Origin of the sequence: Streptomyces sp. NPDC001843 (genome assembly GCF_042891955.1) — a bacterium.
Taxonomy (GTDB): domain Bacteria; phylum Actinomycetota; class Actinomycetes; order Streptomycetales; family Streptomycetaceae; genus Streptomyces.
The window spans coordinates 84,413-106,256 of the sequence record NZ_JBIATQ010000012.1 but is presented as its reverse complement, the minus strand read 5'-3'; the positions used below and the strand labels follow the sequence as shown (position 1 = coordinate 106,256).

Sequence of the window (21,844 nt, the reverse complement as noted above, 5' to 3'; positions counted from 1 at the left end):
GTCCGCGGAGTGTTCGTTCCCCGAAGAGGGCGTCCCGTCAACGATCAGACCTTCACCAGGCGTACGCCTCGGGAGCGGGCTTGGCGCCGTTGGGTGCGGGAGAGGGGAAGATCTCGTCCAGCTTGGCGAGAGTGTCGCCGTCGAGCGTGATCTGCAGTGCGCGCAGTGTGCCGTCGAGCTGCTCGGCTGTCCGTGGCCCGACGATCGGCCCGGTCACCCCGTCCTGCGCGAGCAGCCACGCCAGTCCGACGTGGGCGGGGTCCTGTCCGATCTCGGCGCACAACTTCTCGTATGCCTCGACGGCTTCTCGCTGCTCGGCGAAGGCGGCGGCCCAGATTCCGGAGCCGCTGCGGACGGCGAGCCCTTCACGCTGCTTGCGCAGGACACCGCTGAGCATTCCGCCCTGCAGCGGCGAATACGGGATCACTCCCAGCCCGTAGTGCCGTGCGGCGGGCAGCACCTCCAGCTCTGCCCAGCGGGTCATGAGGTTGTAGATCGACTGCTCGGTGACCAGTCCGAGGAAGTGCCGCGACCGCGCGGCCTCCTGCGCCTGCGCGATGTGCCAGCCGGCGAAGTTGGACGAGCCGAAATAGAGGACCTTGCCCTGCTGGCGTAGGACGCTGAATGCCTCCCAGATCTCTTCCCACGGAGTGTTCCGGTCGATGTGGTGCATCTGGTACAGGTCGATGTAGTCGGTCTGCAGCCGTTTCAGTGACGCGTCGACCGCGCGCCGGATGTGTAGCGCGGACAGCCCGTTCTCGTTGGGCCCGTCCCCCGTCGGTTGGTAGGCCTTGGTGGCGAGGATGGTCTTGTCGCGCCGGCCGCCGCCCTGGGCGAACCACCGGCCGAGGATCTGCTCGGTGAGGCCTTCGCCTTGCTGCGCGCCGTAGGAGTCGGCCGTGTCGAAGAAGTTGATGCCGTACTCGTGCGCACGGTCCATGATCGCGTGACTGTCCTCTTCGGACGTTCGCGACCCGAAGTTCATGGTGCCGAGGACGAGTCGGGACACCGAGAGGCCGCTGCGGCCGAGGCGGGTGTACTCCATGTGCTCAAAACCTTTCAGGAGGCGTCTCTAGTCGCATCAAGCTGGATGCAGTGAAGCTATAACTTGCTACACCGATGATGCAACTCTGCGATGAACGGTGACGTTGTCGTATGCTTTCTCCATGAAGACGCAGAGGCAGTCGACCCCCGCCAGCAGCCGGCCGCTGCGCGCGGACGCCGAGCGGACGATGACGGCGATCCTGGAGGCGGCCGAACGAACCCTCAGCCGCGACCCCGCTGCCACGATGGAACAGATCGCTGAAGCCGCCGGTGTCGCCCGCACCACCGTGCACCGGCGCTTCGCCACCCGCGAAGCACTCATCGACGCCCTGGCGATGTGGGCCACCCAACGGTTCGCCGCGGCGGTGGGCGCCGCCCACCCGGACACGGCTCCGCCGCTGGTCGCCCTCTACCAGACGACGGCGAACGTCCTAAGCGTCAAGCTCAGCTGGGGATTTGCGATGAGCCATGCCTCCTCAGCCAACCCGGAGGTGGCGCGCGTCCACAGCGATGTACGGGACACGTGCGAACAGCTGTTCCGCCGGGCCCGGGAGGCAGGCGTCCTGCGCGCCGACGTCGACATTCCGTGGACCCGCCGCGTCTACTACGCCCTCATCCACGAGGCCGCACAGAACGAGAACGAGAAGGACACCGACGCCCTCGCGATGCTCGTCGTGGACACACTGCTCCGCGGCGCGGGCACCCCACACCCCGACCGTCTGTGACGCCGCCGGTCGCGGGCGGCTCCGGTGTACTCCTCAGGATTCCACCTTCACGGGGTCGGTTTCGGCAGCCTGCTCCAGTAGCACCCGTGCGGAGTCCGCGTAGCGCATCGCGGCTCTCTCGTCGAGCCCGAACACCTCGGCGAGATGGAGCGGGTCAGGCCCCTTGACCTTGGCCTCTTCGAGCTGGCGGTCGACGCGGAGTCGCTCCGGGGTCGCGTCCTGGCCGCGCATCGCAGCACTGATCCAGTGGTTGCTGGCTCGGCCGGTCGTGTTGGAAGATCAGTCCGTTCCGCTTGGCCCGGGTCAACAGCGAGCGCGGGCAGGCGAGTTGGTCGTGGCGCTGGTGGCCGTGCAGTGTCTTGATGTAAGTGATGACGTCGTCGCGGGTCACTTCGCGCAGGTGGTCGTAAGGGTTCGACCATTCCGGCAGGGCCGGGCGGACCCGGTTGAGGTAGAGCCAGTCCGTGCCTTCCCGTCGCGCCACGTTCCTCCACCGAACCGTCGCATGTATGATGATCATGAGGGCGTGCTCCTGAGCACTCTCTCCTCTCACGCGAAGGCCCCCGGAGTCTCACCAACTCCTACACAGGGGGCCTTCGCTGTTCCCGGAGGCTTCGAGCTTCGTCCGGGTGAACGGTTCAGCGACGGCGGCCAAGAGTCGGGAGCCCTCCTGAGACGGTGCGAAGACCGGCGGCGGATCCGAACTCGTCGGACCGCTGCGCGTCGAGAGGGCCAAGATAGGAGTGCTCTTGGCGGCGGCGCTCCTCCTCGCGGCTGCGAAGGAGGAGCAAGGCTCGCTCCGCGCTGTCGGCCAGGCGTGCCTTGAACGATGTGGCCAGGGCGCCGACGACCAGGGTGCCGACCGCGTTGCTCGCCGTGAGAAGGGTGACTTCGGGAGCGTGTGGAGTTCCTGTGACCCGCACCTTCAGGCCCGGCGCCCGTGTGCCCTTACGCGCGTTGGAGGCCAGACGTCGCAGAGCCGTCATGTTCTCCGGCAGGGGCACCTGTACCGCCACACCCGCGGCGATCCTCTTCAGGGAGACGACCGCTCGGCCGTCCGCGCCCACCGCCACCCACATGGTCAGTACTGGCCACGTTCGGTTCACACGCTGGGGCGGATCGATCTTCATCGTCTGATCTTATCCGCAGGTCAGGCGCATGCCTGCGGTAAGCCGGTTGACCAACGGCCCCCGGAGTGACGGAGGCACGAGGGCAACCCGTACAACGCCCGTACGAGCCCCGTACAACCAAGATGAACGGTCAGCCGCCCGCCCCGTACGACGAGACCGACGTACGGCCGTCGTATCCGGTCAGCGGACCCCTCGCGCACCCACCCTGACACCGTGACACAGCATCAGCTCACCGGCGAGTCACAGCCGCCCTTCCGTCTCGCGCTGCTCCTCCTGCCCCGCAGCTTCCGGATCGAGGTGACGGACACCCGCCCGGAGCGCCTGCCGTCGCGCACGGCACCACCGTCCGCCGACGAGACGTCGGGACGTGGGCTGCTACTCGTCCAGGCGTACGCGGACCGCTGGGGTTGTGACATCCGTGACGCGTACACGAAGACGGTTTGGGCGGAGGTGTGTCGGCCGGACGAAGCTCCGGAAGAGTGATCAGTGGTCGTCGAGACCGAGGGGTACCTCCGCCTCACGATCATCGTCGGCCCAGCTCGTCGGGGGCGGTCCGAAGATGCTTCGTGCGGACTTGATCGTCAGTCGCCCGAGGACATGGTTGCCGCCGGCGCCGAGCGCGGCACCGATGCCGAGTGGCACCTGCTTGCCCAGCACCAGGACCCCTTGCTTCGTCCCGAACTTGGTGATGAACCGCGGGCCCAGCACCTTGTTGACCCGGTTGATCGCGCTCATCGGGATCGCGTTGACGATGCGCCGAGCCCAATAGGGGCCCGTGCGCCCGACGACTTTGTCCAGAGCACCCACCGCGCTGTCGCCGAGGAGCACGGTCAGGACCAGGAGCTTGCGGCGCTCGAAGTCCTCAGGATGCATACCGTGAACCTCGGCCAGCGACAACGTGTAGAGCACTGACGCCTCGGTGAAGAGCATGACATCGGCCAGGGCCGTCGGGACCCCGGCGCCGGGCACGATCCCCGCCGCTCCCGACGCTCCTCCGGATGCGGTGACGCCGGCGAGGTAGTAACGGTCCAACCGGCGGATCAACTCCTGGGGAGTGTCACCGGGGTTCACCCGCCGCAGGCGCTCGACGTTCTTCCTCGCCAGCGGCTGCTGGGCGACCAGCGCCTTGTCGAGACGCTGCTGGATCAGGCCCTTGACGTCATCGGCCTTGCTCATCGGGTTCGTTCCTCTCGTCGCGAGCGCCTCGAGGGCGTCGACACACGGCCAAGCCTCAAGCCATCCGTGACGGTGCGGGTGGGTACCAGCCTGCACGGCGTGAGTGCAGGTGTTGCTTCTCCCGGCTCCTGAAGTCGACCGCCCCCGGCGCCTTCCGCATCACGGTCCCCTCCCCGGCCGTCGATGTGTGGCTATGTGAGCGTACGCGCCCCGCCGCCCCATGGGCAGTCAAATCCATGATTTCCATGCAGAATTCTTGTGAACTGAGTACATGGACTGGATGTCGCTGCCAGCCCAGCCCCCTGTGCGTGCTCGTGGGTGATGGGCCCGCTTCATCTCTCTACTCCGGTCTGCTTCAGGGCGGTTGGCTGATTCCTTGAGGCTCCTGCGTAAACCGTGACTCTGGGCATAGTTCCCTTGCTGTGAACCTGTTGGGGTGGATCGAACAGTTGTCTCACAGGAAGGTCATAGGTTGACCCTCCCCAGCAGCCGTACAGCCATCGCCGCGGCCCTCGCGGTCGTCCTCGGATCCGGGGCCGCCGCCACCACCAGCTACGCGGCTCCCTCCGACTTACCGCCGCCCGTGCACGGCCCCCAGAAACGGGCTGTTGCGGCGGCTGCTCCGAACACGCCCAACGGTCCTGAAGTGGGGCCGCCGTTCAAGCAGTCCGGCAGCGTGTGGCAGGCCGACAGCACCACACCGACGCTGCGGAACACCGTCACCGCACCCAGCGGGCACAAGACGACCTCCACGTTCGAGGTCCACACCACCGACAGCCACGGCAAGCCGAGCGGCACGGTCGTGAAGCTCACGGACGACAACAAGTGGGGCGTCCTCGTATCCGGTGAGGTCACAGCGGGCCAGCCGACCTCGGTGAAGGTCCCCTCGGGGAAGCTGAAGAACGGCGTGACGTACGCGGTCCGCTCCTCGGGGTACGACGCCACAAGCAAGACGTACGAGAGCGACTGATCTCCGTATTCGACGTTCAAGATCAGCGTTCCGAAGCCGGCCACGCCGGCGAAGCCGAAGAGTGTGGTGAACAACGGCAAGCCCGGACAGTTCACCGTCACCCTGCCTTCCGGGCACACGGCGAAGTGGGTCGAGTGGCAGCTCGACGGCGCGGCCTGGAAGCGTGTCGACGCCGCTGGGCAGACGTCGGTCACGATCGACACCGGCCTGCGCTCCATAGCCCGGGTGTCCGGCGACCACACGCTGAACGTGCGTACCGCCAACGACAGCGGCAGTTCGGATCCGGTCACGGTCAGGTTCACGGGCGACGGCACCTCTGGTTCCGGCCCCAAGGCGGACATCACCCTGGACGCGCCGGACGAGTCGGTGAAGCAGCCGGCGCATCAGGACGGGCCGATTCTGATCTCTTCTGTGACACAGGATCCCGCGGCCTCACGCAGTGCCGAAGGCAGGGAGAAGTGCCACAAGGACGGTGACGCGACGTACTGCGTGAAGACGAAGCGCAGGACGGACCTCGTGGCGAAGATCGACCCGAACAAGCCGCAGCTCGGCCGGGCTCTCCGCGCCGCGACCTACGACCAGCGCTTCGACGGCCCCGTCGACCAGATTGGCGTGGTCGGGACGTTCACCCGTACCGAGGCGTGCGTAGCCCCGGAGGAGGTCACGCTCTCCACCCTGGACACCGATGGCATCTGGAGCAAGTCGGTGTTCCTCGTCAGGGCCGCGGTTCAGCTCGACGCCAAGTCGCGGAAGATGACGCAGAGCGTCAAGATCGAGAAGACGTCCTTCGACGGAGCTGTCTCCGCCGTCGAGTTCGAGGTCTTCCCCTATTGTGTCGGACCACAGCTCGGGTGCTGGCAGGACAAGAAGTTCTCGTGGGACGGCCCTACGCTGTGGACGTCTGCCGTGCAGCCCACTCCAGACGACCACTCGATCACGGGCACGATGCCCATGGAATGGGTGTCGCAGTTCACCGGTGAGGACACGAAGGACTCCCTCAACTCCGAGCAGTTGGAGATGTCCTGGTCCTACACGGCGAAGGTCGTGACCGTCGACAAGTCCCACACGTTCGAGGAGGAGGACACCGGTCTCGCCCCGCTCAAGGCGCGCTGCGACTCCGTGTACGCGACGCCTGGCTGCGTCTTCCCGGACTACCGGCCCGGCTATGTCTTCAACTCCAGGAAGTACCCGGAAGCCGCCGCCCATGCGTGGCTGTACCAGAACAAGCTGCCCGGCCACTGGGGGGCGTTCGACCATCCGTTGAAGTTCCTGCCGGACAAGGTACCCAACGGCAAGGCCGGTGACCGCAACGAGTACGGTCGGGACCCGGACAAGAACCGCCAGGTGATCTGCGGATCGAACTCCGGCTGGGATCCGCATCCGGATGCCGCCAAGGGCCTCGTCGAAGGCAAGACCGACAAGATCAACTGTGACGAGATGGCGTTCGCGTCGACCTACCAGTCCGGTGGGATGCCCGCGAACATGAAGGGCACCAACCCGGTCGGATCCGGTGCCGAGTGTCTCCAGACGTACGCGACCCGGCTCGGTGCGAACGGAGGCGGAGCCTGGAAGTTCTACAGCGACGAGCGCAAGCATGTTCCGACCTGGAACGAGGAGTGCGGTCGGTCGGCGATCTCCGGCTGGATGAACTCCGGATCGGCAGCGGCCCTTCCCGGCTTCAACAGCAAGTACCGGATCCTGGACCAGGACGAGTTCTGGGTTCAGGTTCCCGGCTTCGAGTCGTGCGACCCGAGCAGGGACACGGTGAAGTGCTCCATGTCCTGACCGGACACCACTGATCAGCCGGCCACCCGCGCGCAGTGGGTGGCCGGCTGCTCTACCAGGTGAGCCGACCGTCCGATACCGCTTGTGTTCCGCCGGCTTCCAGCTGCTCGGCAACGTCTTCCAGCCGGTCGGACAGCGTCTGCTCCGATTCCTCGGGGGGGATGAACATGTTCTCCCGCGAGTACCAGCCGAGACGGCCCGTGCGGACGTCGATGAAGTGGAAGTCCCTGGGGAAGGGGTCGGTCGTGTCCGTCGCGAGCGCCTGGACCCATGGCGGTCTCTCGCCGGCCAGATCGTCGAGGACGATCTCCATCATCGACCGGGAGGCCGTGCACCCCGCCACGGAGAACAGGTCGTAGCCGCGCAGAAGGCCCTGGCTGGTGCCGTCGTGGATCTCCCACAAGGCTCGCAGCTCGGGCGGCAGGGGCCCCATGGTGTTCTCCGCCTCCTGGACGGCCGAAGGCTCGGCCGCCGGCGGGAGGGCCGCGTAGGAGCTCGGCGCATGCTCCCGCAGCCAGGACTCGATACGTTCCCATGCGTCCAGGGTCTGCTCGACTCGTATCTGCTCGTCGGTCATACCGCTGGACCTTACGGGGCTCCTGGGGGCGGAACCGCGGCATCGGCCACTGCCCGGCCAGTGGCCAGTGAGGAACGCATCTTGGGGCGAATCTCGTCGCGTCGCTTGCCGCGGACGAACAATGCGGCCTCGACCTGGTCCGGGAGGACACCCGCTCGCTGCGCGTGCTCGTGCGCGAGGAACAGGTACCGCCGGTACCACGGCGTCTTCCACCCGCTTGTGGGCCATCTGTCACCGGTATCGGCGGCCCGCAGTGCCAGGGCGACGAAACGGTCCAGGATCAGCGGACGCCATGCCCACGCACACTGCTCATGACCGGTGAAGTAGATCACCTTCGTGAAGAACGCCTGGCCCAGGAACTTGATGTGCTGGTCGTTGTTGAAGGCGTAGTACGCCGCCACGGGGCCCTCCTCCCGCAGCGCGCCCAACCCGGCCTCCAGGCGGGCATCGATGTCCCTGGCGGAGGCCGCCGTGAAGATGTCTGCGCGACGCGCGACCGACCGAGCCTTGGTACCCGTGCCCCAGACGAGCGCGGCGATCAGCAGATGGCGACGGCCTTCGACGGTGTCCCATCGGCGGGCGACTTCGAACACCGTTTTACGGTCGACTCTCGGCCGACCGGCCACCGTCGGGCAGTCGTCGAGTTCCGGCGGCCACCAGTCGGCGCTGGGCAGAAGAGGCAGCCAACGAGCCCGGTCGAACGGAATCGCTTGGCCGAGCACCTCGCCACGGTCAGGGACGGCAGTCACGGTGGATATCACGTTCATCCTGGCCGCCGTCATGCTCTGAGTGTGCTGCATCGGCGTATCAACCTCTCGGTGTCGGGGCGCCGCGGCGCCCGCCGCGCGCCATACTGGAGCCATGCTTGTTCCCAGCGGTCAACTGTCGCCGCTCCAGCAACACTTGTTGCGGGAAATCGATCTGTGTGACCTCCCGGCGCCCGAGACGGCTCCGGAGTCCTACGCGGCCCGGGACCTCGACACGGACGAGGTCCGGGACGCCCTGCCGACCCTGCTGTGGTCCGGGCTGGTCGAACAGCGCGGTGGCGACCAGGGCACCCTCCGGCTCACCCCTCTCGGCGCGGCGGCACTGCGCGAGGCGGAGTGCGACGAGCTGACGGCCCGTCTGAGCGCGGTGGCGTCCTTCGCCGACACCGTGTCCCGAGGCGCGCCGTCCCGTCCTGCCGGGCACGCGCTGAAACAGCTCGCGGAGGGAACATGGACCCTGGAGCAGGCGGAGTTGTACGTCCGCACGGGGGAGGCGGGCGGCGCCGACCTCTCATGACTCGCCCGACTGGTCGAAGTCCAGGACGACACGACGCCGGGCACGCGCCGCCCCGGGCTGCGGAGGGAGAACGCCGGCGGACGTGAGGTCGGCGACGGTGATGACCGGCGAACTCACGATCTTCGCGGTGAGCGCCTGCTGCGCGGGTGCGAGGTCGACCAGCCGCCGAAGGACGGACAACAAGTCGATCAGGTCCTCGGTCCACTCGCGCGGCCAGGTCGTGACGTGGATGTCGTCGAGCGGACTGGTCTTCCTGCTGGTGGGTGAGGCCTTCCGGTAGCCGAACCACTTCTTGATGACGTGCATGCCGCCGACTTCGTACTGCCAGACTTCGGGCGGGACGCCTGTGAAGGTGCCCGGTCCCACGTGCAGAGTGCCGGTCTCCTTGTCGTAGCTGAGCGTGTCGGGCACGGTGGAGCCGATTCCTGTCGCATACCGCACCTGCCGTGGGTCTCCCGACGGGAAACCGACACCGTCCTGTCCGGACGCCGGGACATCGGGCGGGGGGCCGACCTCGCCGTAGGTCGCCGCCCACAGGAAATCGCGTCCGAGGCGGACCGCCTCCCCCCACAGTTCTGGGTCGCGGGTGAGAGGTAACCGGACGCCGGGAGTCAGCAGTTCCTCGGTGAACTGCTCGGTGAAGGCGCTGTGTCCGGCGACAGTTACGGCGTATGCGGCGAGGTCGTGCGCGGTCACCTGATCCAGACCGAGGGCGCCGGCCAGGTACCGGAGCAGGCCCGTGGGCACGTTGGCGCTTCCGTCGGGGTGGAGAACTGGATGCACCCTTCCGCCTCGACCGTTGAAGTGGTGCGTGTCCGGTAGCAGCGCGGTCACCACCAGAGCCGGACCGCTGTTGATTTCGTGGCTGCTTTGCTGGTTGAGGAACAACTGGCCTGGTTGTAAAGCCTCCCACAGTTCGGCCCGCGGCCGGTCGATGACGCGGTTGTCCGCGATGAGCCACTGGCGGTCGAAACTGCGCAGTCCGATTCGTAGGAGCCGGGGGCTGCCGTTCGGTTCGTTCCACATGTCCTGGTCGGGGTGCGGGAACCCCGGCAGGCCGGGCGGCCGCGAATCGAGACTGCGGCTGTCGGTTGTCTTGAAGAGAAGGGCTTTCACCTCTGGATCCGCCTCGCCGACGAGCCGCGCCCACCGCCGCCGCAGAATGCCCTCGGACGGGGAAGTCACCCACGACCGATTGGTCTTGTTGCCAGGACTTCCCCACGGGAACAGGTCCTCAAGGGCCGGGTAGTCATCCCACCCCGACAAGGTCGCCGGAGTAAAAGGCCGCACCCCCCGCGCGTGCGCATCCCGCCAGCCCCCGTCATCCAGCCGCACCGCCCGAAGCTGCTCGAACTTCTCCGCCCGCTTCCCCTGCAGAGCCCGGTAATGGATGCGCGCAGGCGCGTCGGAGTCGTGATCCGCCCGCCGTACGAAGAGGCAGATCGACAACGGCTGGGCGACGTGCGGGAACACGCGGGTGGCAACGTCCGACCGTTGCCCCTCCGGGGACAAGTTGATGACCCACCCCTCGTCGCAGGTCCGGCGTAAATAGTCGCGCATGCCACGCCCGGCGGGCCCGGTGGCGAACGCGGACGGGGTGATGAAGCAGACGACACCGTGCCGGTCGTCCGCATGGGCGTCGAAGACCTTCCAGGTGGCCCAGCGCCAGAAGTAGACGTACATGTTCTTCAGCGCGTGCTCGTAGCGGCCGTTGCCCGGATGCCGGAAGTCGTCCAGGGGAGGTCTGCCCTGGCCCTTCACCCGCTTCTCGATCCAACCACCGCGGTTCTCGGCCTTGTCGTCGTACGGCGGGTTCGAAATGACCACGGTGACGGGGACGTTGGCCTTGACGTGATTGGCGCGGGCACGTGACACCGACAGGGCCGCGTACGTCGAGGCGAGCTGCTCCTCCTGGACGTACGGGTCGTCGAGCGTGTCCGTGACGTGGAGGTTGAGGCCACCCGGCGGGAGCTGGGCCCCGTGCTTCTTCAGCAGGTCGGCCGCGCGGAGCTCGGCGACGGCGAACGGGCCCATCTGGAGCTCGAAGCCGTACAGGCGTTCGGTGAGTCGGCCGATCGCGTCGGGTGCCATGGCCTCGCCGTGCCGCTCGGCCGCCTGTCGCGCCACCCGTTCGATGACGGTGTGCAGGTAGGTGCCGGTGCCCATCGCGGGGTCGACGATGTGCACGCTCTCGTCGCCGTAGCCGCGCGCCTTGCCCAGCCGGGTGCGCAGCACCTCTTCGGCGAGGCGGACCATCTCCTCCACCACCTGGTGCGGGGTGTAGTAGGAACCGCTGCGCTGACGGAGATTGTCGTCGTAGACGGAGAGGAACGACTCGTAGAGATGGAGATAGGCGTCCCGGTTGCCCTGGCGGATGATGTCCCACTCGACGGCCGCGACGGTACGGGCCAGGAGGTTGAGGGTCACCTCGAACCGCTCGTTGACGTTGTCGGTCAGGAGTTGGAGAGCCTTGCCCATCAAAGCGTGGCCGGCGTTGAGGCGACGGCCGATCTCGTGGAAGCTGCTGCCGGTGACCGGGATGCGCTCCGTTCGGGCGAGGAGCAGCGCGAAGGTGACCGTCTGGGCGTAGCCGTCGGCGAAGGTGGCGTCGTCGGCGGTGGGGAACAGGAGCCGGCGCCAGTCGCTTCTGAGACCGGTGAAGGGGTGGTCGGCCGTGGAGTCGGCCGCGTCGAGCCCGGCCTCGGCCCGCAGTTGTTCCCGTACGGCCTCCCGCAGCAGGCGGCACAGCGGGGCGATGTGCTGGACGAGTACCGAAACGCGCCGGATCTTCGGAGGCTCCCAGCAGAGCACGGCCTGGGCGAGCGCGTCGAAGGCGGCGAGGTTGCCTGCCGTCAGCTTCTCCCCGGCGCTCTTCAGGGCGCCCGAGAGGACGACCTCCTCACCGACTTGAGCGCCGTACTGGAAGACCCGCCAGTGGGTTCCGTTGGTGTAGAGCAGGTTGGGGAGGTCGCGCAGCCGCTCCCACTGCCTCTTGTCGTGGCCCGTGAAGGAGTCGGGGTCGATGCTCTTTCCCGGTCGCTTCACCTCGATGTAGCCCGTCACGTCCGTGTTGACGCGTACGGCGTAGTCCGGGCGCACTCCAAGGTGGGGGATGCGGGTTTCCGGGTGCCAGCTGACCTCGTGCATCGCGTGGTGCGCGGCCATGGTGCGGAACAGTTGCTCCAAGGGACCGCGAATGGCTGCCTCGCGGTCACCGGGGCCCGTGAGGTTTCGCTTGCATTCGGCGCCGAAGGCGGAAACGGCCTCTTGGAGCCACTGAAGACGTGCGTCACCCATCGATCGTTCCCCCCGAGCCCCCCAGGCCCCGGACGACGTACGGGACCATTGCCTCTTCGCGAAGTATGAGACAGAGGCATGTCAAATGGGAGGGCGCGTACAGGAGTTCAGCGGAGGGGGCGGTGCGCCCCTACGACACAGCCGTGGGCGAAGGCGAGGGCCCGCCGTGGCTCGGCGGGCCCTCGACAGCCGTGTCCGCGATGGGCTAGTCCTCCAGACGGACCGGCATCAGGATCGAGAAGGCCGGCTCCTCGTCGGGCCGGCGGATCGCGATCGGTGCCGTGGCGGCGCCGAGCTCCAGGATCAGCTCGTCACGATCCCCGGCGGCGAGCGCGTCCAGGAGGAAGTCCCGGTTGACGCCGATGTTGTCCTGGCCGTCGTCACCGTCCTCGCAGAGTGTCACCGTGCCGTCGTCCGCCACCCTGAGCACACTGACGTCGCAGCGCTCGCCCTCCTGGTCGCGCGGTCCACTCGCGCGGACCGGGCCGGTCTTCAGTGCCTCCTGGAAGGACGCCGTGTCGACGCGGACCCGGCGGCCGGCCGGGAGCTGCACCAGGCGGCGGTAGTCGGGGAAGTCGTGGCCGAGGCACTGGCCGGCCGTTTGACGGTCGCCGCACTCCAGCGACACGCGGTCGCCCTCAACGGCGAGCCGCACCGGGTCCTCGCCCCGCAGCAGCGCCCGCATCGCATCGGCGAGGGGCAGCGGCACGACGGCCTGCACGCGGGGTCCGTCGTACCCGGTGGTGGCGGCCTGGGCGACGGCCATCCGGTAGCGGTCGGTGGCAGCCACGCTCAGCGCCGCGCCCTCGGCGTCGAACAGGACACCGGCCAGCATCGGCAGGTCCGGGTCCGAACCGGCCGCGAAACGGACCGCGTCCAGTGCGGCGGCCAGTTCGGTGGCGGGAACGGACAGTTCGACGGTGGCGGTGCTGAGCGAAGACATGGGATTCTCCCTGTGGTCGAGTAGTGCTCGGAGCGTGGAGAACTCACCGCGGGCGTCGGCCAGGCCCCGTTCGAGGCGGTGCAGGTGCGTCTGGAGCAACCCGCGCACCAGGTCCGTGTCCGCGCTGGACCAGCCGGCCAGTACCAGCCGGATGTCCGCCAAGGGCATGCCGGCCCGGCGCAACCGGGCCAGCAACCGGGCCTCTTCCAACTGCCCGTGCTCGTACCACCGGTAGCCACTGACCGGGTCCACCCAGGCAGGGACCAGCACACCGGCACGGTCGTAGAACCGGAGCGCACTCACGCCCAGTCCACTGTCCCGCGCCATCTCACCGATGCTGCGCATCTCGCTCTCCACACCCGGAACTCTGATCCCTCGACAAGGTCGAGGGTCAACCTCGGTCACGGTCGCGATGCCACTCAGGCCGGGCAGTCGGCCCGCGTGGTGGCCGCGCCCCAACGGATCATCAGATACCCGGACCCACCGATCTCGGCCACGGCGTAGCGGGAGTAGGGCCAGCCGCTTCCCGCGCTCTCCCGCTCGCTCACGAGAGCCCGGCACGCCTCAGCGGCGGCCAGGCCCGCCCAGGATTCGACCTGCTGCTCGTTCCACTGCACGTAGTCCGACCAGACGTACATCGCCGAGTCGGCGGGATCGAAGCCCACCTTGATCTCCGCGTTGCCGAGCATGCGATCCGTTCCGAGCGTCTGACGCATCCCGTTCGTGCCCGCGATGATCTTCCTGGCGGCACCGTCCGCGACCCGGATCTCCGCCCTGTCGGTGCTGGGGATCATCGCCTGTCCCAGGCCGTTCTCGTCCGGCTGCCAGTCCTGCGAACCGTCCGTGTCCTGCCCGGTGCCGTTGTCGGCGGCCGACTGGCAGTCGGCGTTGGTGACGAAGTCGTCCTGCCATGTCACCTGGGGGTCCTTGCCCTGCTCCTCTTTCACCATGACGTACGTGCGGTACGGCAGGTCGGGGTGCAGGCGCAGTACGACGTCCCGCAGCGTCAGACACATCGACCTGGCGATCTCCGTCTCCGCGTAGATCGCCCCCTGTTCGTCGGAGGTCAGCCGGTACGAGAGGTAGACCTCGCGCCGCGACTCGTGGAACCGCACGGTCTCCGGTGTGAAGTCGGCGCCGTCGCTGAGGTCCTGGGCCTCCACGCCCTCGTCGTGCAGGACCGCGCGCGCCACGTCGTGCTCACCCGCGCCCTGCGCCGCTCGGGCCTCCTGCCAGCTCGCCGTGCTCGCCTTGTCGCCGTCGGAGACCTGTTGCTTCGCCGCCGGGTCCGTTTTCGCGGTGCTCGCGGAGGCGTGTGCGGACCCCTTCGACGCAAGCGGTGACGCAGCGGACGAGGACGGATGGTGGCGGTTTCCGCTGTCGCCGGGCAGCAGCGCCGCCACTCCGCCGGCCAGTCCGCCGACGACGCCTGCCGCGAGGACGAGGGTACCGGCCAGCTGCTTCTTCGAACGGCCTCGGTCCCTGGGCAACTGCCACGTGGGGTCCTCAGCGGGTGGTACATCCCAGACGGCCGTGATCAGGTCGACGGCCGTCGCCGGCACCGCCTCGGCGCTCGCGACCTGCGTGACCTGGGAGGCCAGCAGCACCCCGCACTCCTCGGCGGCCCCGGCCGCCGTCGGGCGGTCACCCGGTTCCTGGGCCAGTGCCTTCTCCACGGTCCGGCGCAGCGCCGCGGGGACACCGTCGAGGTCGGCCTCGCCCGACATCACGCGGAAGGCCACCACGTCGGGTGCGCCGACTCCGAAGGGCAGCCGTCCGGTGGCCGCGTAGGCCACGAGCGCTCCCCACGCGAACATGTCACTCGCCGGACCCGCGCCGCCCTGGCGGTACTGCTCGGGACTGATCCAGCCGGGGGTTCCGGTCATGACCCCGGTCCGGGTCACACTGGTGCCGTCGGCGGCGTGAGCGATGCCGAAGTCCAGCACACGGGGGCCGGCGGGGGTGAGGAGGACGTTCTGCGGTTTCACGTCACGGTGCACCACTCCCACCGCGTGGATCGCGGCCAGCGCCTGTGCCGTGGCGGCCGCGAAGGCGTACAGGCTCCCGCCCGTCAGCGGCCCGTGGGCGAGTATGTGCTCGTTCAGCGTCGGCCCCGGAACGTAGGCGGTGGCCAGCCACGGCGTCGGCGCGTCGGGGTCGGCGGCGAGCAGGGGGACGAGGTGCGGACCGGTGACGCGGGACGACAGTTCCACCTCGCGCCGGAAACGAGCCCTGAACTCCGGCTCCTGGGCCTGCTCGGGATGAATCACCTTGACCGCCACGCGCATTCCGTCCCTGGTGACTCCGGCGTGGACGGTGCCCATACCGCCCGCACCGAGACGGCCGACGATGCGATAGGGGCCTATGCGGGAGGGGTCGCCGGGACGGGCCGGCTGGACTCTTCCACCGGAGCCGATTGCGCTCACGAGTACTTCCTTGAACTGGGAGAAGGCCCGGAACGGGCCTCCAGCATGTGATGGGGCATCAAGTGATTCGCCGAATGGCGAAGGGAGCCGGTCGGGGTCGTCACCGTCCGGCTCGGTCGCCGAGGCAAGGGCGTCAAAGGCCGGCGTAGATCCTCGCCAGTTCCTTCAGCTCGTTGACCCACAGCTCGGTGTCATCACCGGAACGGTGATACGGGGCACGGCGAGCCAGCCGGAAGAAGCCCTTCGACGGTGTGCCGGTCTCCTTCAGCACAACCAGCCCCGACAGCAGTGGAAGGGAGCCGTCCGGGCTGCACTCGGCGGAGGCGTCCTCGAGCAGGTAGGGCATCGGGCCCTCGTGGGGCGGCACATGATGACCGAGGCGCTCCAGCTCGGCACAGAGCCGGCCGTATTCCACGGTTTCCGCTCCCCGGCACGCCCGGTCTCGCAGAATCTCGACCACGGCGTGCAACACCTGCTCGTACTCGACACTGCCTCTCCGCATCGCGGTCCCCTCCCCGGCCGTCGACGTGTGCGAGCGCGAGCCTATGCGTCTTGAGTACCCCTGGACAGCCAGATCGGCGATCTCCGCGGACATTTTCTTGTGAACTCAGTGCATGGATCGCATACTGATGGCCTCAGTGCCACCTGTTTCTCCGGCCGGTGATCAGTTCCGGCGTCCTGTTGTGAGGTCCCATGCTCGACCACCGTCTCGTGCAGACCGCCGTGATCGGTAACTCGGACTCCGATCACCCGGTGATCCTCCCCATGGACGCCGCGGAGCTGGAGGCCTGGCGCAGGCGCCACCCCGACCACACCTACTGGTGCGGCTACGAACTCGGAGGTTGCGGGGGCAAGTTGATGGACCGGCTGTATCACGACAAGGTATGCCACTTCGCCCATGTGGCCGGTGGTCCCACCTGCGGCCGCGCCGCCACCGGCGAATCCAGCGCCGACCACCTGTTCATCAAGCGGGGCCTGCGGGATCTGCTGAGCAAACACGGGCAGCGGGGCGAGGTGCGGACCCATGACCTCGGCTCGGGGCCCGGCGACGCCGTGGACCTGCATCTGCCCGCCGCCCGCCGCAGGCTCCGGTTCCAGCTCTCGCCCCTCGACTACCGAGACTGGCGCACGGCGAACATCGCCCTCAGCGGCGATGCCGACGACGTCGACTGGCTCTTCGGCACGGACGGCCCGCTCACCGAGGAACTCCTCGCCCGCAACGGCTACAGTCTGCGCTTCCGCCTGGAGACGGTGGCCGGTGAGCGCCGCGTGTACATCGGCACCCAGACCCACGCCGCACCCTCCGTCCACTGGGACGCTCTGGAGGACTGCCGGTTCGAGCGGACAGGACTGCTGACACCCTCCGCGGAGGCCCTACGCGTACCCGTCCAACCCCCGGAGCCTTTCGCGTTCCCCATCGACGGCCCCATCGTCTTCGCCCTGGACAAGGAAGCCCTCGTCCCCGGCGACTCGCCGTTCACCGCCGAGGGGCGCCGCCTGGTCATGGCGGACGTCAAACCGGCCGGCAACCCCATCGTGCGGGCGGTGCTGTCTCTGCCGAACGACACCGCACTGCCTCCGGCGGGGTACGTCTACCGCGCTGTCGACCGCGTGCGCCTGCTGGTTGGTGAAGGCGGCGGATGGGTCGTCCACCTGGACCGTTTCATCCGTCTTGACGCACACGAGGCGGCCCGCACGGGCCTGGGACCGGCATTCTCCGAGCCGCCTGGGACGAAGCCGGTTCCCGTCCCCCGTACGCGGCAGCCGGACCACCTGTCGCACCCTGCCGGGCCCGTCAAGGCGGAACGCCCGGCGGCGTCCCAGCGACACCCCGCGGCGAAGACCACGACATCCATCCGGGACCGGGCCGTCGTCCGTGTCCGGGAGATCCTGCGGGAAGGCGTCCCCCGAGGACGTACGCTGCTCTGGTCCACACTGGCCTCGCAACTCGGCGAACCTCTCGTCAGCATGTCGGAGCGAGACCGCATCGCCTTCCTCGTAGAGGTCGACCGTCCGCTCTGGGACAGCAAACCGGTCCTGTCCGCGCTCCTTCGCGAGGACGTCGGGCTTCTGCCATGTCTGCCCGCCGTGCTGGAGAGACTCGGCATCGAGGGAGCCGAGGCGCTGTCGGCCGACTCGCCCGCCTTGCGCACATGGGCGGACCGGGAGAGGGCGCGTGGCATCGCGATGTACGCGAAGCCGCCCCGCGCAGTGGGCCCCCGCAAGGGCATACCCGTTGCCAAGTCCGCTCGGACGCTGACCAGGAAGCAGCGGAAGGAAGTGGACGCGTCCATCAGACGCATCCAGCAGCACAAGGCCAGGCATGACCTGACAGGTGCCAAGCCGCAGGCCTCCACCGCCGGGGAACGGCGGCGGGTCAGTGAGGCGACCGATCGCGTCGAGAGGAAGATGTCCGTCCTCGGCAGTGCGTTGCCCGAGAGCAAGAAGGCACGCCGGACTGTGCACCGAGCCCGCGTGTGGCTGAAGTTGGCCACCACGGACTCTGCGGTTCCCCCCAGACCCTCGAAGCTGGAGCAACAGGCTCTCAGATCGAGTGCTGCCGAGATTCTGGCCGAACTGGGCGGGACAGCGCGGGAACTGGAGGCGGTGAAGGCCAAGTACTGGTGACTGGGGGTCATGAGGCCGGCTCTTCGACACCGAGCCTGGCGCTCCAGTCACCGAAGCCTTGACGACTGACGGCGTGGGGGTATCAGTGATGGCTCGCCGCGCGGCGACACCACCGACGCGGGAGTGCTTTGGGCGGCGGACGTCCTTCTGACGCCTGGCACCGTGCCGAAAAATCCGGGGGCGGCACCTGAGTCCAGGGCCGTCCGGCGCCGCGGAGCGGGAACGCGCGCACGCGAACCCGCCCCGTCCGCTGCCGCCGAGTGCCGACGGCGTCCTGGACCGCGTCGACGAAGTGACCGTCAGTCGCGCCGCGCCAGGTCCAGCGCCGCCACCCCCACGAACCAGTCCAGAACCTCGCAGACCTCTTCGCCGTGCTCCGCGAAGACACTCACGGGGAAGGACGGACGCAGCTCCAGCTTCGCCTCCGGCAGGTCGATGCCGTCGATCTTGTTCAGCCGGTTCAGCAACTCCCTGCGCTGTTCCGTGTCGTCGAAGGGGGTGCGGGACTTCAGGTACTGGAAGACCACCTCGACCGTGCCGCTCACGGGATAGATCCCGACCGGCCAGAGCAGGTGCGGGCTACGGCTCGTACCGGCGTCCAGCATCGGGAAACAGCTCGTCTCCTCGTACCGGCCGTAGGTGACGTAACCGCCCTGCCGGCGCCAGAAGTCGAGGGCCGCGATGACGCCGGGGTACGCGTCCGGCCAATGCTCCTGCAACTGTGACCGGAAGCGCTCGGCCGCCGCCGCGTCCTCCCCCTCGGGAAGCGGGTCGTGCGAGACCTGCTGTGCGACGTCCTTGCCCAGCAACGTGGCCAGTTCCGCGGCGGTCAGGCGTTGTGAGCGATGCGCCCGGCCCCAGGAGTCGAAGCGCACCCCTTCGCTCGTGAGCAACTCCTGCGGTGGCTGCCGGTCGTCGCCGTCCGCCCAGCGGAAGGAGGGCGAGATCTTGCCCTCCGCGGTGAGGACCCGGTAGGCACCGATCACCGTCGGGTTGGCGCCCAGGTAGGCGCCCACGGCCACCGGATGGCTGCCGATCAGCTCGGCGACATCGCCGTACGTCGTCCACGTGCCGCTCGGCATCGCCACCAGCGCGGCCCGCAGCTCGGCCCAGCCGGGAGACTCCTCACCGGCGGGCTTGACGCCGCCGATCGGGCCGGGCCACAGCTGCACCGCGCGCAGGGCCAGACGATCGGCCCGCTCCAGGATCTCCGCCTTGCCCCAGCGCTGCGCCGAGGAGATCTCCAGGTTCATGCGCAGGGCGCTGGAGTCGAGGATCTGCTGCTTGCGCTCGAAGGGATGATTGGACAACTTGGAGTTGTCACCGGTCAGCGTGAGGTTGCCGAGCGTGTGGACCAGCAGGTCGTGGAGTTCCTGCGGCGTCTGGTTCGGCTCCGTCTCCTCGGCCAGCAGGTCGAACCACGCCGGAGCGGGACGCTGCGGCAGGACGTGCTCCACACTGAGGGACGCCTTGGCGAAGTCCACGGGCTCGGAGGCACGGTAGCTCTCCTCCAGACGGCGCAGGATGTAGCTGCGCTGCGGAGGACGTCCGCTCCAGTAGAAGGGCTTGGTGCGGATCGCCTCGCGCAGCTCCTCGTCGCTCGGCCAGCGACGGCGCCGGCCGGACAGGAACCGCCGTACCGCCTCGGCGGCCGGCCGGTCGGTCTCCAGCTCCTTCGGCGCCTCCATGAAGATCCGGTTGAGGCCGGTCGTCGGCGTCTGGCAGATCAGGCGCCGTACCAGATAGGACTCGACGTAGCCCAGCGCCTGGGCCGCGTCGTCGGGCGTCGTCCTGCCGGCCGCCACGAGGTCCAGCAGGTGCAGCGCGAGCGGGTAGTGCGTCTGGCCGCCCCAGGAGGCCAGGCGCTCCAGGACCGCGCGAAGGGCGGGGGACTGCTCACGGGCGGGGTCGACGATGCGCAGGAACCTCCCGGCGCGCTCGGCCAGTTGCTCGATCTCGTGCTGCAGCGCGTCCTCGTCACCGGCAAGCGGCTGGAGCCGTTTCTGCTGCTCCCGGTAGATCTCACTCTGCTTGGTCTTGTAGTGGCCGCGCACCACCAGGTCCAGCCAGACCAGGAGTTCGAGGTTCTTGGGACCGAGGCTCTGCTGCATGGGCAGCCACAGTTCCTGGTAGATCCGCTCGCCTCGCCTGGGCAGCAGCATGAACACGTAGTTGCGCAACAGGTCGCTCTGGCTGAGCCCGACACCCGTGTTGTTGATCGACTCGAAGATCCGGTAGACGTTGTCGCCGGACTCGGCGGTGATCTCCACGATGGACAGCAGGTCCTTGAGGACCGTCTCGACCGTGGCGGTCCACCGTTCGTCGCCCGCCTCGTGCCCCTCGGCGAGAGCGCCCCGGAAGAACCGGTAGGCAGCCCCGATGTTGTCGCCTCCGCCGGCGTCGGCCCGGGACCGGACACAGGCGGTGTACGCCTCACGGTCCGCCTGCGTGGGCAGCAACCGGTAGTGGTCCGCGCCCTCGTGGAACTCGTTGACCAGTATCTGACGGTGCACGCGGTCCACACCGCGCGCGTCACCGGTCTCCTTCAGATGGTCACGGAGCGCCGCGAAGGCCAGCATCAGCGTGGTCAGGCGCTGCTGCCCGTCGACCACCAGCCATCGCTGCACCCCGCCCGCCTGGATCTGGCCCGGTGCGAGCACCACGGAACCGAGGAAGTGCGGGGCCGCCGTCTCCCCGGCCAGGTGCTGCTCGACGAGTTCCCCGACGTCCTCCCACAGCCGCTGGAGCTGCTCCCTGCCCCAGCTGTAGGTGCGCTGGTAGAGCGGCACCTGGAACTGCTTGTCCCCTTGGACGAGCTTGAGGAAGGTGATCTCCTGGGCGCGCATGCGCCTCCTTTCCCAGGATCGGCTGTCCGTTGAATCTATGCCTTTTCAGGCGTTGTTGTCCGCCGGTGTCAGGGCGGAGCGGCTGGAGATGCGCGGCATCGTCTCGTTGGGGGAGCGGCGCAGCAGCTTGATGCTGCGGCCCTCGACCCACGCGTTCCACGCCTTGAGGTAGTAGAGGAGGTGCTCGCGCGAGTCGTCGCGGCGCCGGTGCGCGTTGCCGAGGGCCAGGTTGAGCATGGTGTTGCGCAGCGTGAGACGGGGGTCGCCCGGCTCCAGGCGCGCGCCGGTGACGACTCCTTCCTCCCATGCGGACTGGTCGACGTCGGGCCGGGCCTCGCTGGTGACGTACCAGCCGATCGTCGCCGCTGTGACGGTGATGCGGCAGCCGCGGTTCAACGCGATGCCGTGCTGCAGGGCGCCGCGGACACCGGGGTGCTTGTCGAGCAGGTCCAGGAGCTGGTCGTTGCTCGTGACCGACGATCCGCCGCTCCACGAGGAGTTGGGGGCGTTGCGGTAGAGGTGCAGGCCTCGCAGGGCCGCCGCCAGGTGGGTCGCGTTGGTCTCACCCGCAAGGGCGAGCGCGTCGCGGCCGGTGCGCTTGCGGCCCGTGTCCATCACGGTGAACGCCGTGCGCGGCACACCGTGCGTGACGGTCAACCGCACGGTGACGCCCGCCTTGACGATGGCCGCCAGGCGGTGCTGCCCGTCGATGAGAACACCGTCCTCGTCGAAGGCGATGCCCTGGTGGGTCAACTGCCACTCACCGCGCTGGATCTGGCCGGCCAGCTGCTGCACCGTGCTCTTGCTGAGCGGCCGGTTGTTGGTGTTGCGGGTGAGCCATTCTGCCGCCAACTGCGGCGAGACGTCGACCACTTGCATGTGCATGGCGCGATTGCCCTCCTCCGGGACCGGCGTCACGGAGCTCACACGAGTGACGCGGTTGACATCTTGTCGTGTAACTGTGAACTGAGTCAATGACTTTCACGTAGAGGTTGTTGCCTTTATGGTGACGC

At 68.4% G+C, this 21,844-nt stretch carries 18 protein-coding genes; 6 read left to right on the top strand and 12 right to left on the bottom strand.

Going from position 1 to position 21,844, the window contains the following annotated elements; translation table 11 throughout:
* Positions 1-52: 52 nt before the first annotated feature.
* Positions 53-1,045, bottom strand: coding sequence for an aldo/keto reductase (locus ACFYZQ_RS28150; protein WP_389153345.1), 993 nt, complete (start codon positions 1,043-1,045; stop codon positions 53-55).
* Between the two features lie 121 nt (positions 1,046-1,166).
* Between ACFYZQ_RS28150 and ACFYZQ_RS28145 the strand changes: the two genes are divergently transcribed.
* Entirely contained in the window at positions 1,167-1,769 is a 603-nt protein-coding gene (locus ACFYZQ_RS28145) for a TetR/AcrR family transcriptional regulator (protein ID WP_389153342.1), read from the top strand.
* Positions 1,770-1,802: 33 nt separating this feature from the next.
* Here ACFYZQ_RS28145 and ACFYZQ_RS28140 read toward each other — a convergent pair whose 3' ends face one another.
* Positions 1,803-2,000: a hypothetical protein gene (locus tag ACFYZQ_RS28140; RefSeq protein WP_389153340.1), complete on the bottom strand. Its 198-nt coding sequence runs from the start codon at positions 1,998-2,000 to the stop codon at positions 1,803-1,805.
* A 407-nt stretch (positions 2,001-2,407) separates the two neighbouring features.
* On the bottom strand, positions 2,408-2,899 hold the full coding sequence (locus ACFYZQ_RS28135) for a hypothetical protein (RefSeq protein ID WP_389153337.1): 492 nt from the start codon (positions 2,897-2,899) through the stop codon (positions 2,408-2,410).
* Between the two features lie 213 nt (positions 2,900-3,112).
* On the opposite strand from ACFYZQ_RS28135, the gene ACFYZQ_RS28130 reads away from it, so the two are divergent.
* A complete protein-coding gene (locus ACFYZQ_RS28130; RefSeq protein ID WP_389153334.1) occupies positions 3,113-3,382 on the top strand; it encodes an ATP-binding protein in 270 nt (89 codons plus the stop codon).
* On the opposite strand, the gene ACFYZQ_RS28125 is transcribed toward ACFYZQ_RS28130, so the two are convergent.
* Positions 3,383-4,075 (bottom strand): hypothetical protein, encoded by a 693-nt coding sequence (locus ACFYZQ_RS28125; protein WP_389153331.1) that lies wholly within the window; start codon positions 4,073-4,075, stop codon positions 3,383-3,385.
* Between the two features lie 472 nt (positions 4,076-4,547).
* Here ACFYZQ_RS28125 and ACFYZQ_RS28120 point away from each other — a divergent pair, with 472 nt between their 5' ends.
* On the top strand, positions 4,548-5,045 hold the full coding sequence (locus tag ACFYZQ_RS28120) for a hypothetical protein (protein WP_389153328.1): 498 nt from the start codon (positions 4,548-4,550) through the stop codon (positions 5,043-5,045).
* 66 nt (positions 5,046-5,111) lie between these two features.
* Positions 5,112-6,830 carry a hypothetical protein gene (locus tag ACFYZQ_RS28115; protein ID WP_389153325.1) on the top strand — a complete coding sequence of 573 codons (1,719 nt, stop codon included), beginning with the start codon at positions 5,112-5,114 and terminating at the stop codon, positions 6,828-6,830.
* Between the two features lie 52 nt (positions 6,831-6,882).
* On the opposite strand, the gene ACFYZQ_RS28110 is transcribed toward ACFYZQ_RS28115, so the two are convergent.
* Entirely contained in the window at positions 6,883-7,407 is a 525-nt protein-coding gene (locus ACFYZQ_RS28110; RefSeq protein WP_389153323.1) for a hypothetical protein, read from the bottom strand.
* Positions 7,408-7,418: 11 nt separating this feature from the next.
* Positions 7,419-8,189 (bottom strand): hypothetical protein, encoded by a 771-nt coding sequence (locus ACFYZQ_RS28105; protein ID WP_389153320.1) that lies wholly within the window; start codon positions 8,187-8,189, stop codon positions 7,419-7,421.
* Between the two features lie 79 nt (positions 8,190-8,268).
* On the opposite strand from ACFYZQ_RS28105, the gene ACFYZQ_RS28100 reads away from it, so the two are divergent.
* On the top strand, positions 8,269-8,691 hold the full coding sequence (locus ACFYZQ_RS28100) for a hypothetical protein (protein WP_389153317.1): 423 nt from the start codon (positions 8,269-8,271) through the stop codon (positions 8,689-8,691).
* Here ACFYZQ_RS28100 and ACFYZQ_RS28095 read toward each other — a convergent pair.
* The 4 genes from ACFYZQ_RS28095 to ACFYZQ_RS28080 all read right to left on the bottom strand — a co-directional run bounded on the left by ACFYZQ_RS28095 (position 8,686) and on the right by ACFYZQ_RS28080 (position 15,859).
* A complete protein-coding gene (locus tag ACFYZQ_RS28095) occupies positions 8,686-11,877 on the bottom strand; it encodes a type ISP restriction/modification enzyme (protein WP_389153314.1) in 3,192 nt (1,063 codons plus the stop codon). The genes ACFYZQ_RS28100 and ACFYZQ_RS28095 overlap by 6 nt on opposite strands.
* 316 nt (positions 11,878-12,193) lie before the next feature.
* Complete coding sequence (locus tag ACFYZQ_RS28090) at positions 12,194-13,276, bottom strand: MerR family transcriptional regulator (RefSeq protein ID WP_389153312.1); 1,083 nt, start codon at positions 13,274-13,276, stop codon at positions 12,194-12,196.
* A gap of 74 nt (positions 13,277-13,350) precedes the next feature.
* Positions 13,351-15,357 (bottom strand): serine/threonine-protein kinase, encoded by a 2,007-nt coding sequence (locus ACFYZQ_RS28085; protein WP_389153309.1) that lies wholly within the window; start codon positions 15,355-15,357, stop codon positions 13,351-13,353.
* Between the two features lie 133 nt (positions 15,358-15,490).
* On the bottom strand, positions 15,491-15,859 hold the full coding sequence (locus tag ACFYZQ_RS28080) for a hypothetical protein (RefSeq protein ID WP_389153306.1): 369 nt from the start codon (positions 15,857-15,859) through the stop codon (positions 15,491-15,493).
* 191 nt (positions 15,860-16,050) lie between these two features.
* On the opposite strand from ACFYZQ_RS28080, the gene ACFYZQ_RS28075 reads away from it, so the two are divergent.
* Entirely contained in the window at positions 16,051-17,985 is a 1,935-nt protein-coding gene (locus ACFYZQ_RS28075; RefSeq protein WP_389153303.1) for a hypothetical protein, read from the top strand.
* A gap of 299 nt (positions 17,986-18,284) precedes the next feature.
* Here ACFYZQ_RS28075 and ACFYZQ_RS28070 read toward each other — a convergent pair whose 3' ends face one another.
* Both ACFYZQ_RS28070 and ACFYZQ_RS28065 read right to left on the bottom strand, forming a co-directional pair.
* Positions 18,285-20,831 carry a DUF262 domain-containing protein gene (locus ACFYZQ_RS28070; RefSeq protein WP_389153300.1) on the bottom strand — a complete coding sequence of 849 codons (2,547 nt, stop codon included), beginning with the start codon at positions 20,829-20,831 and terminating at the stop codon, positions 18,285-18,287.
* Between the two features lie 45 nt (positions 20,832-20,876).
* The gene (locus ACFYZQ_RS28065; protein ID WP_389153297.1) at positions 20,877-21,716 is read right to left on the bottom strand and encodes a hypothetical protein; all 840 of its coding nucleotides are present in this window, start codon (positions 21,714-21,716) and stop codon (positions 20,877-20,879) included.
* Positions 21,717-21,844 lie beyond the last annotated feature (128 nt).

Bases quoted from the DNA above. Each gene is read 5' to 3' on its own strand.
- ACFYZQ_RS28125 (WP_389153331.1), bottom strand. From the start codon at position 4,075: ATGAGCAAGGCCGATGACGTCAAGGGCCTGATCCAGCAGCGTCTCGAC.
- ACFYZQ_RS28140 (WP_389153340.1), bottom strand. From the start codon at position 2,000: ATGCGCGGCCAGGACGCGACCCCGGAGCGACTCCGCGTCGACCGCCAG.
- ACFYZQ_RS28065 (WP_389153297.1), bottom strand. From the start codon at position 21,716: ATGCACATGCAAGTGGTCGACGTCTCGCCGCAGTTGGCGGCAGAATGG.
- ACFYZQ_RS28080 (WP_389153306.1), bottom strand. From the start codon at position 15,859: ATGCGGAGAGGCAGTGTCGAGTACGAGCAGGTGTTGCACGCCGTGGTC.
- ACFYZQ_RS28150 (WP_389153345.1), bottom strand. From the start codon at position 1,045: ATGGAGTACACCCGCCTCGGCCGCAGCGGCCTCTCGGTGTCCCGACTC.
- ACFYZQ_RS28070 (WP_389153300.1), bottom strand. From the start codon at position 20,831: ATGCGCGCCCAGGAGATCACCTTCCTCAAGCTCGTCCAAGGGGACAAG.
- ACFYZQ_RS28075 (WP_389153303.1), top strand. From the start codon at position 16,051: ATGCTCGACCACCGTCTCGTGCAGACCGCCGTGATCGGTAACTCGGAC.
- ACFYZQ_RS28135 (WP_389153337.1), bottom strand. From the start codon at position 2,899: ATGAAGATCGATCCGCCCCAGCGTGTGAACCGAACGTGGCCAGTACTG.
- ACFYZQ_RS28105 (WP_389153320.1), bottom strand. From the start codon at position 8,189: ATGACGGCGGCCAGGATGAACGTGATATCCACCGTGACTGCCGTCCCT.
- ACFYZQ_RS28090 (WP_389153312.1), bottom strand. From the start codon at position 13,276: ATGCGCAGCATCGGTGAGATGGCGCGGGACAGTGGACTGGGCGTGAGT.
- ACFYZQ_RS28100 (WP_389153317.1), top strand. From the start codon at position 8,269: ATGCTTGTTCCCAGCGGTCAACTGTCGCCGCTCCAGCAACACTTGTTG.
- ACFYZQ_RS28110 (WP_389153323.1), bottom strand. From the start codon at position 7,407: ATGACCGACGAGCAGATACGAGTCGAGCAGACCCTGGACGCATGGGAA.
- ACFYZQ_RS28145 (WP_389153342.1), top strand. From the start codon at position 1,167: ATGAAGACGCAGAGGCAGTCGACCCCCGCCAGCAGCCGGCCGCTGCGC.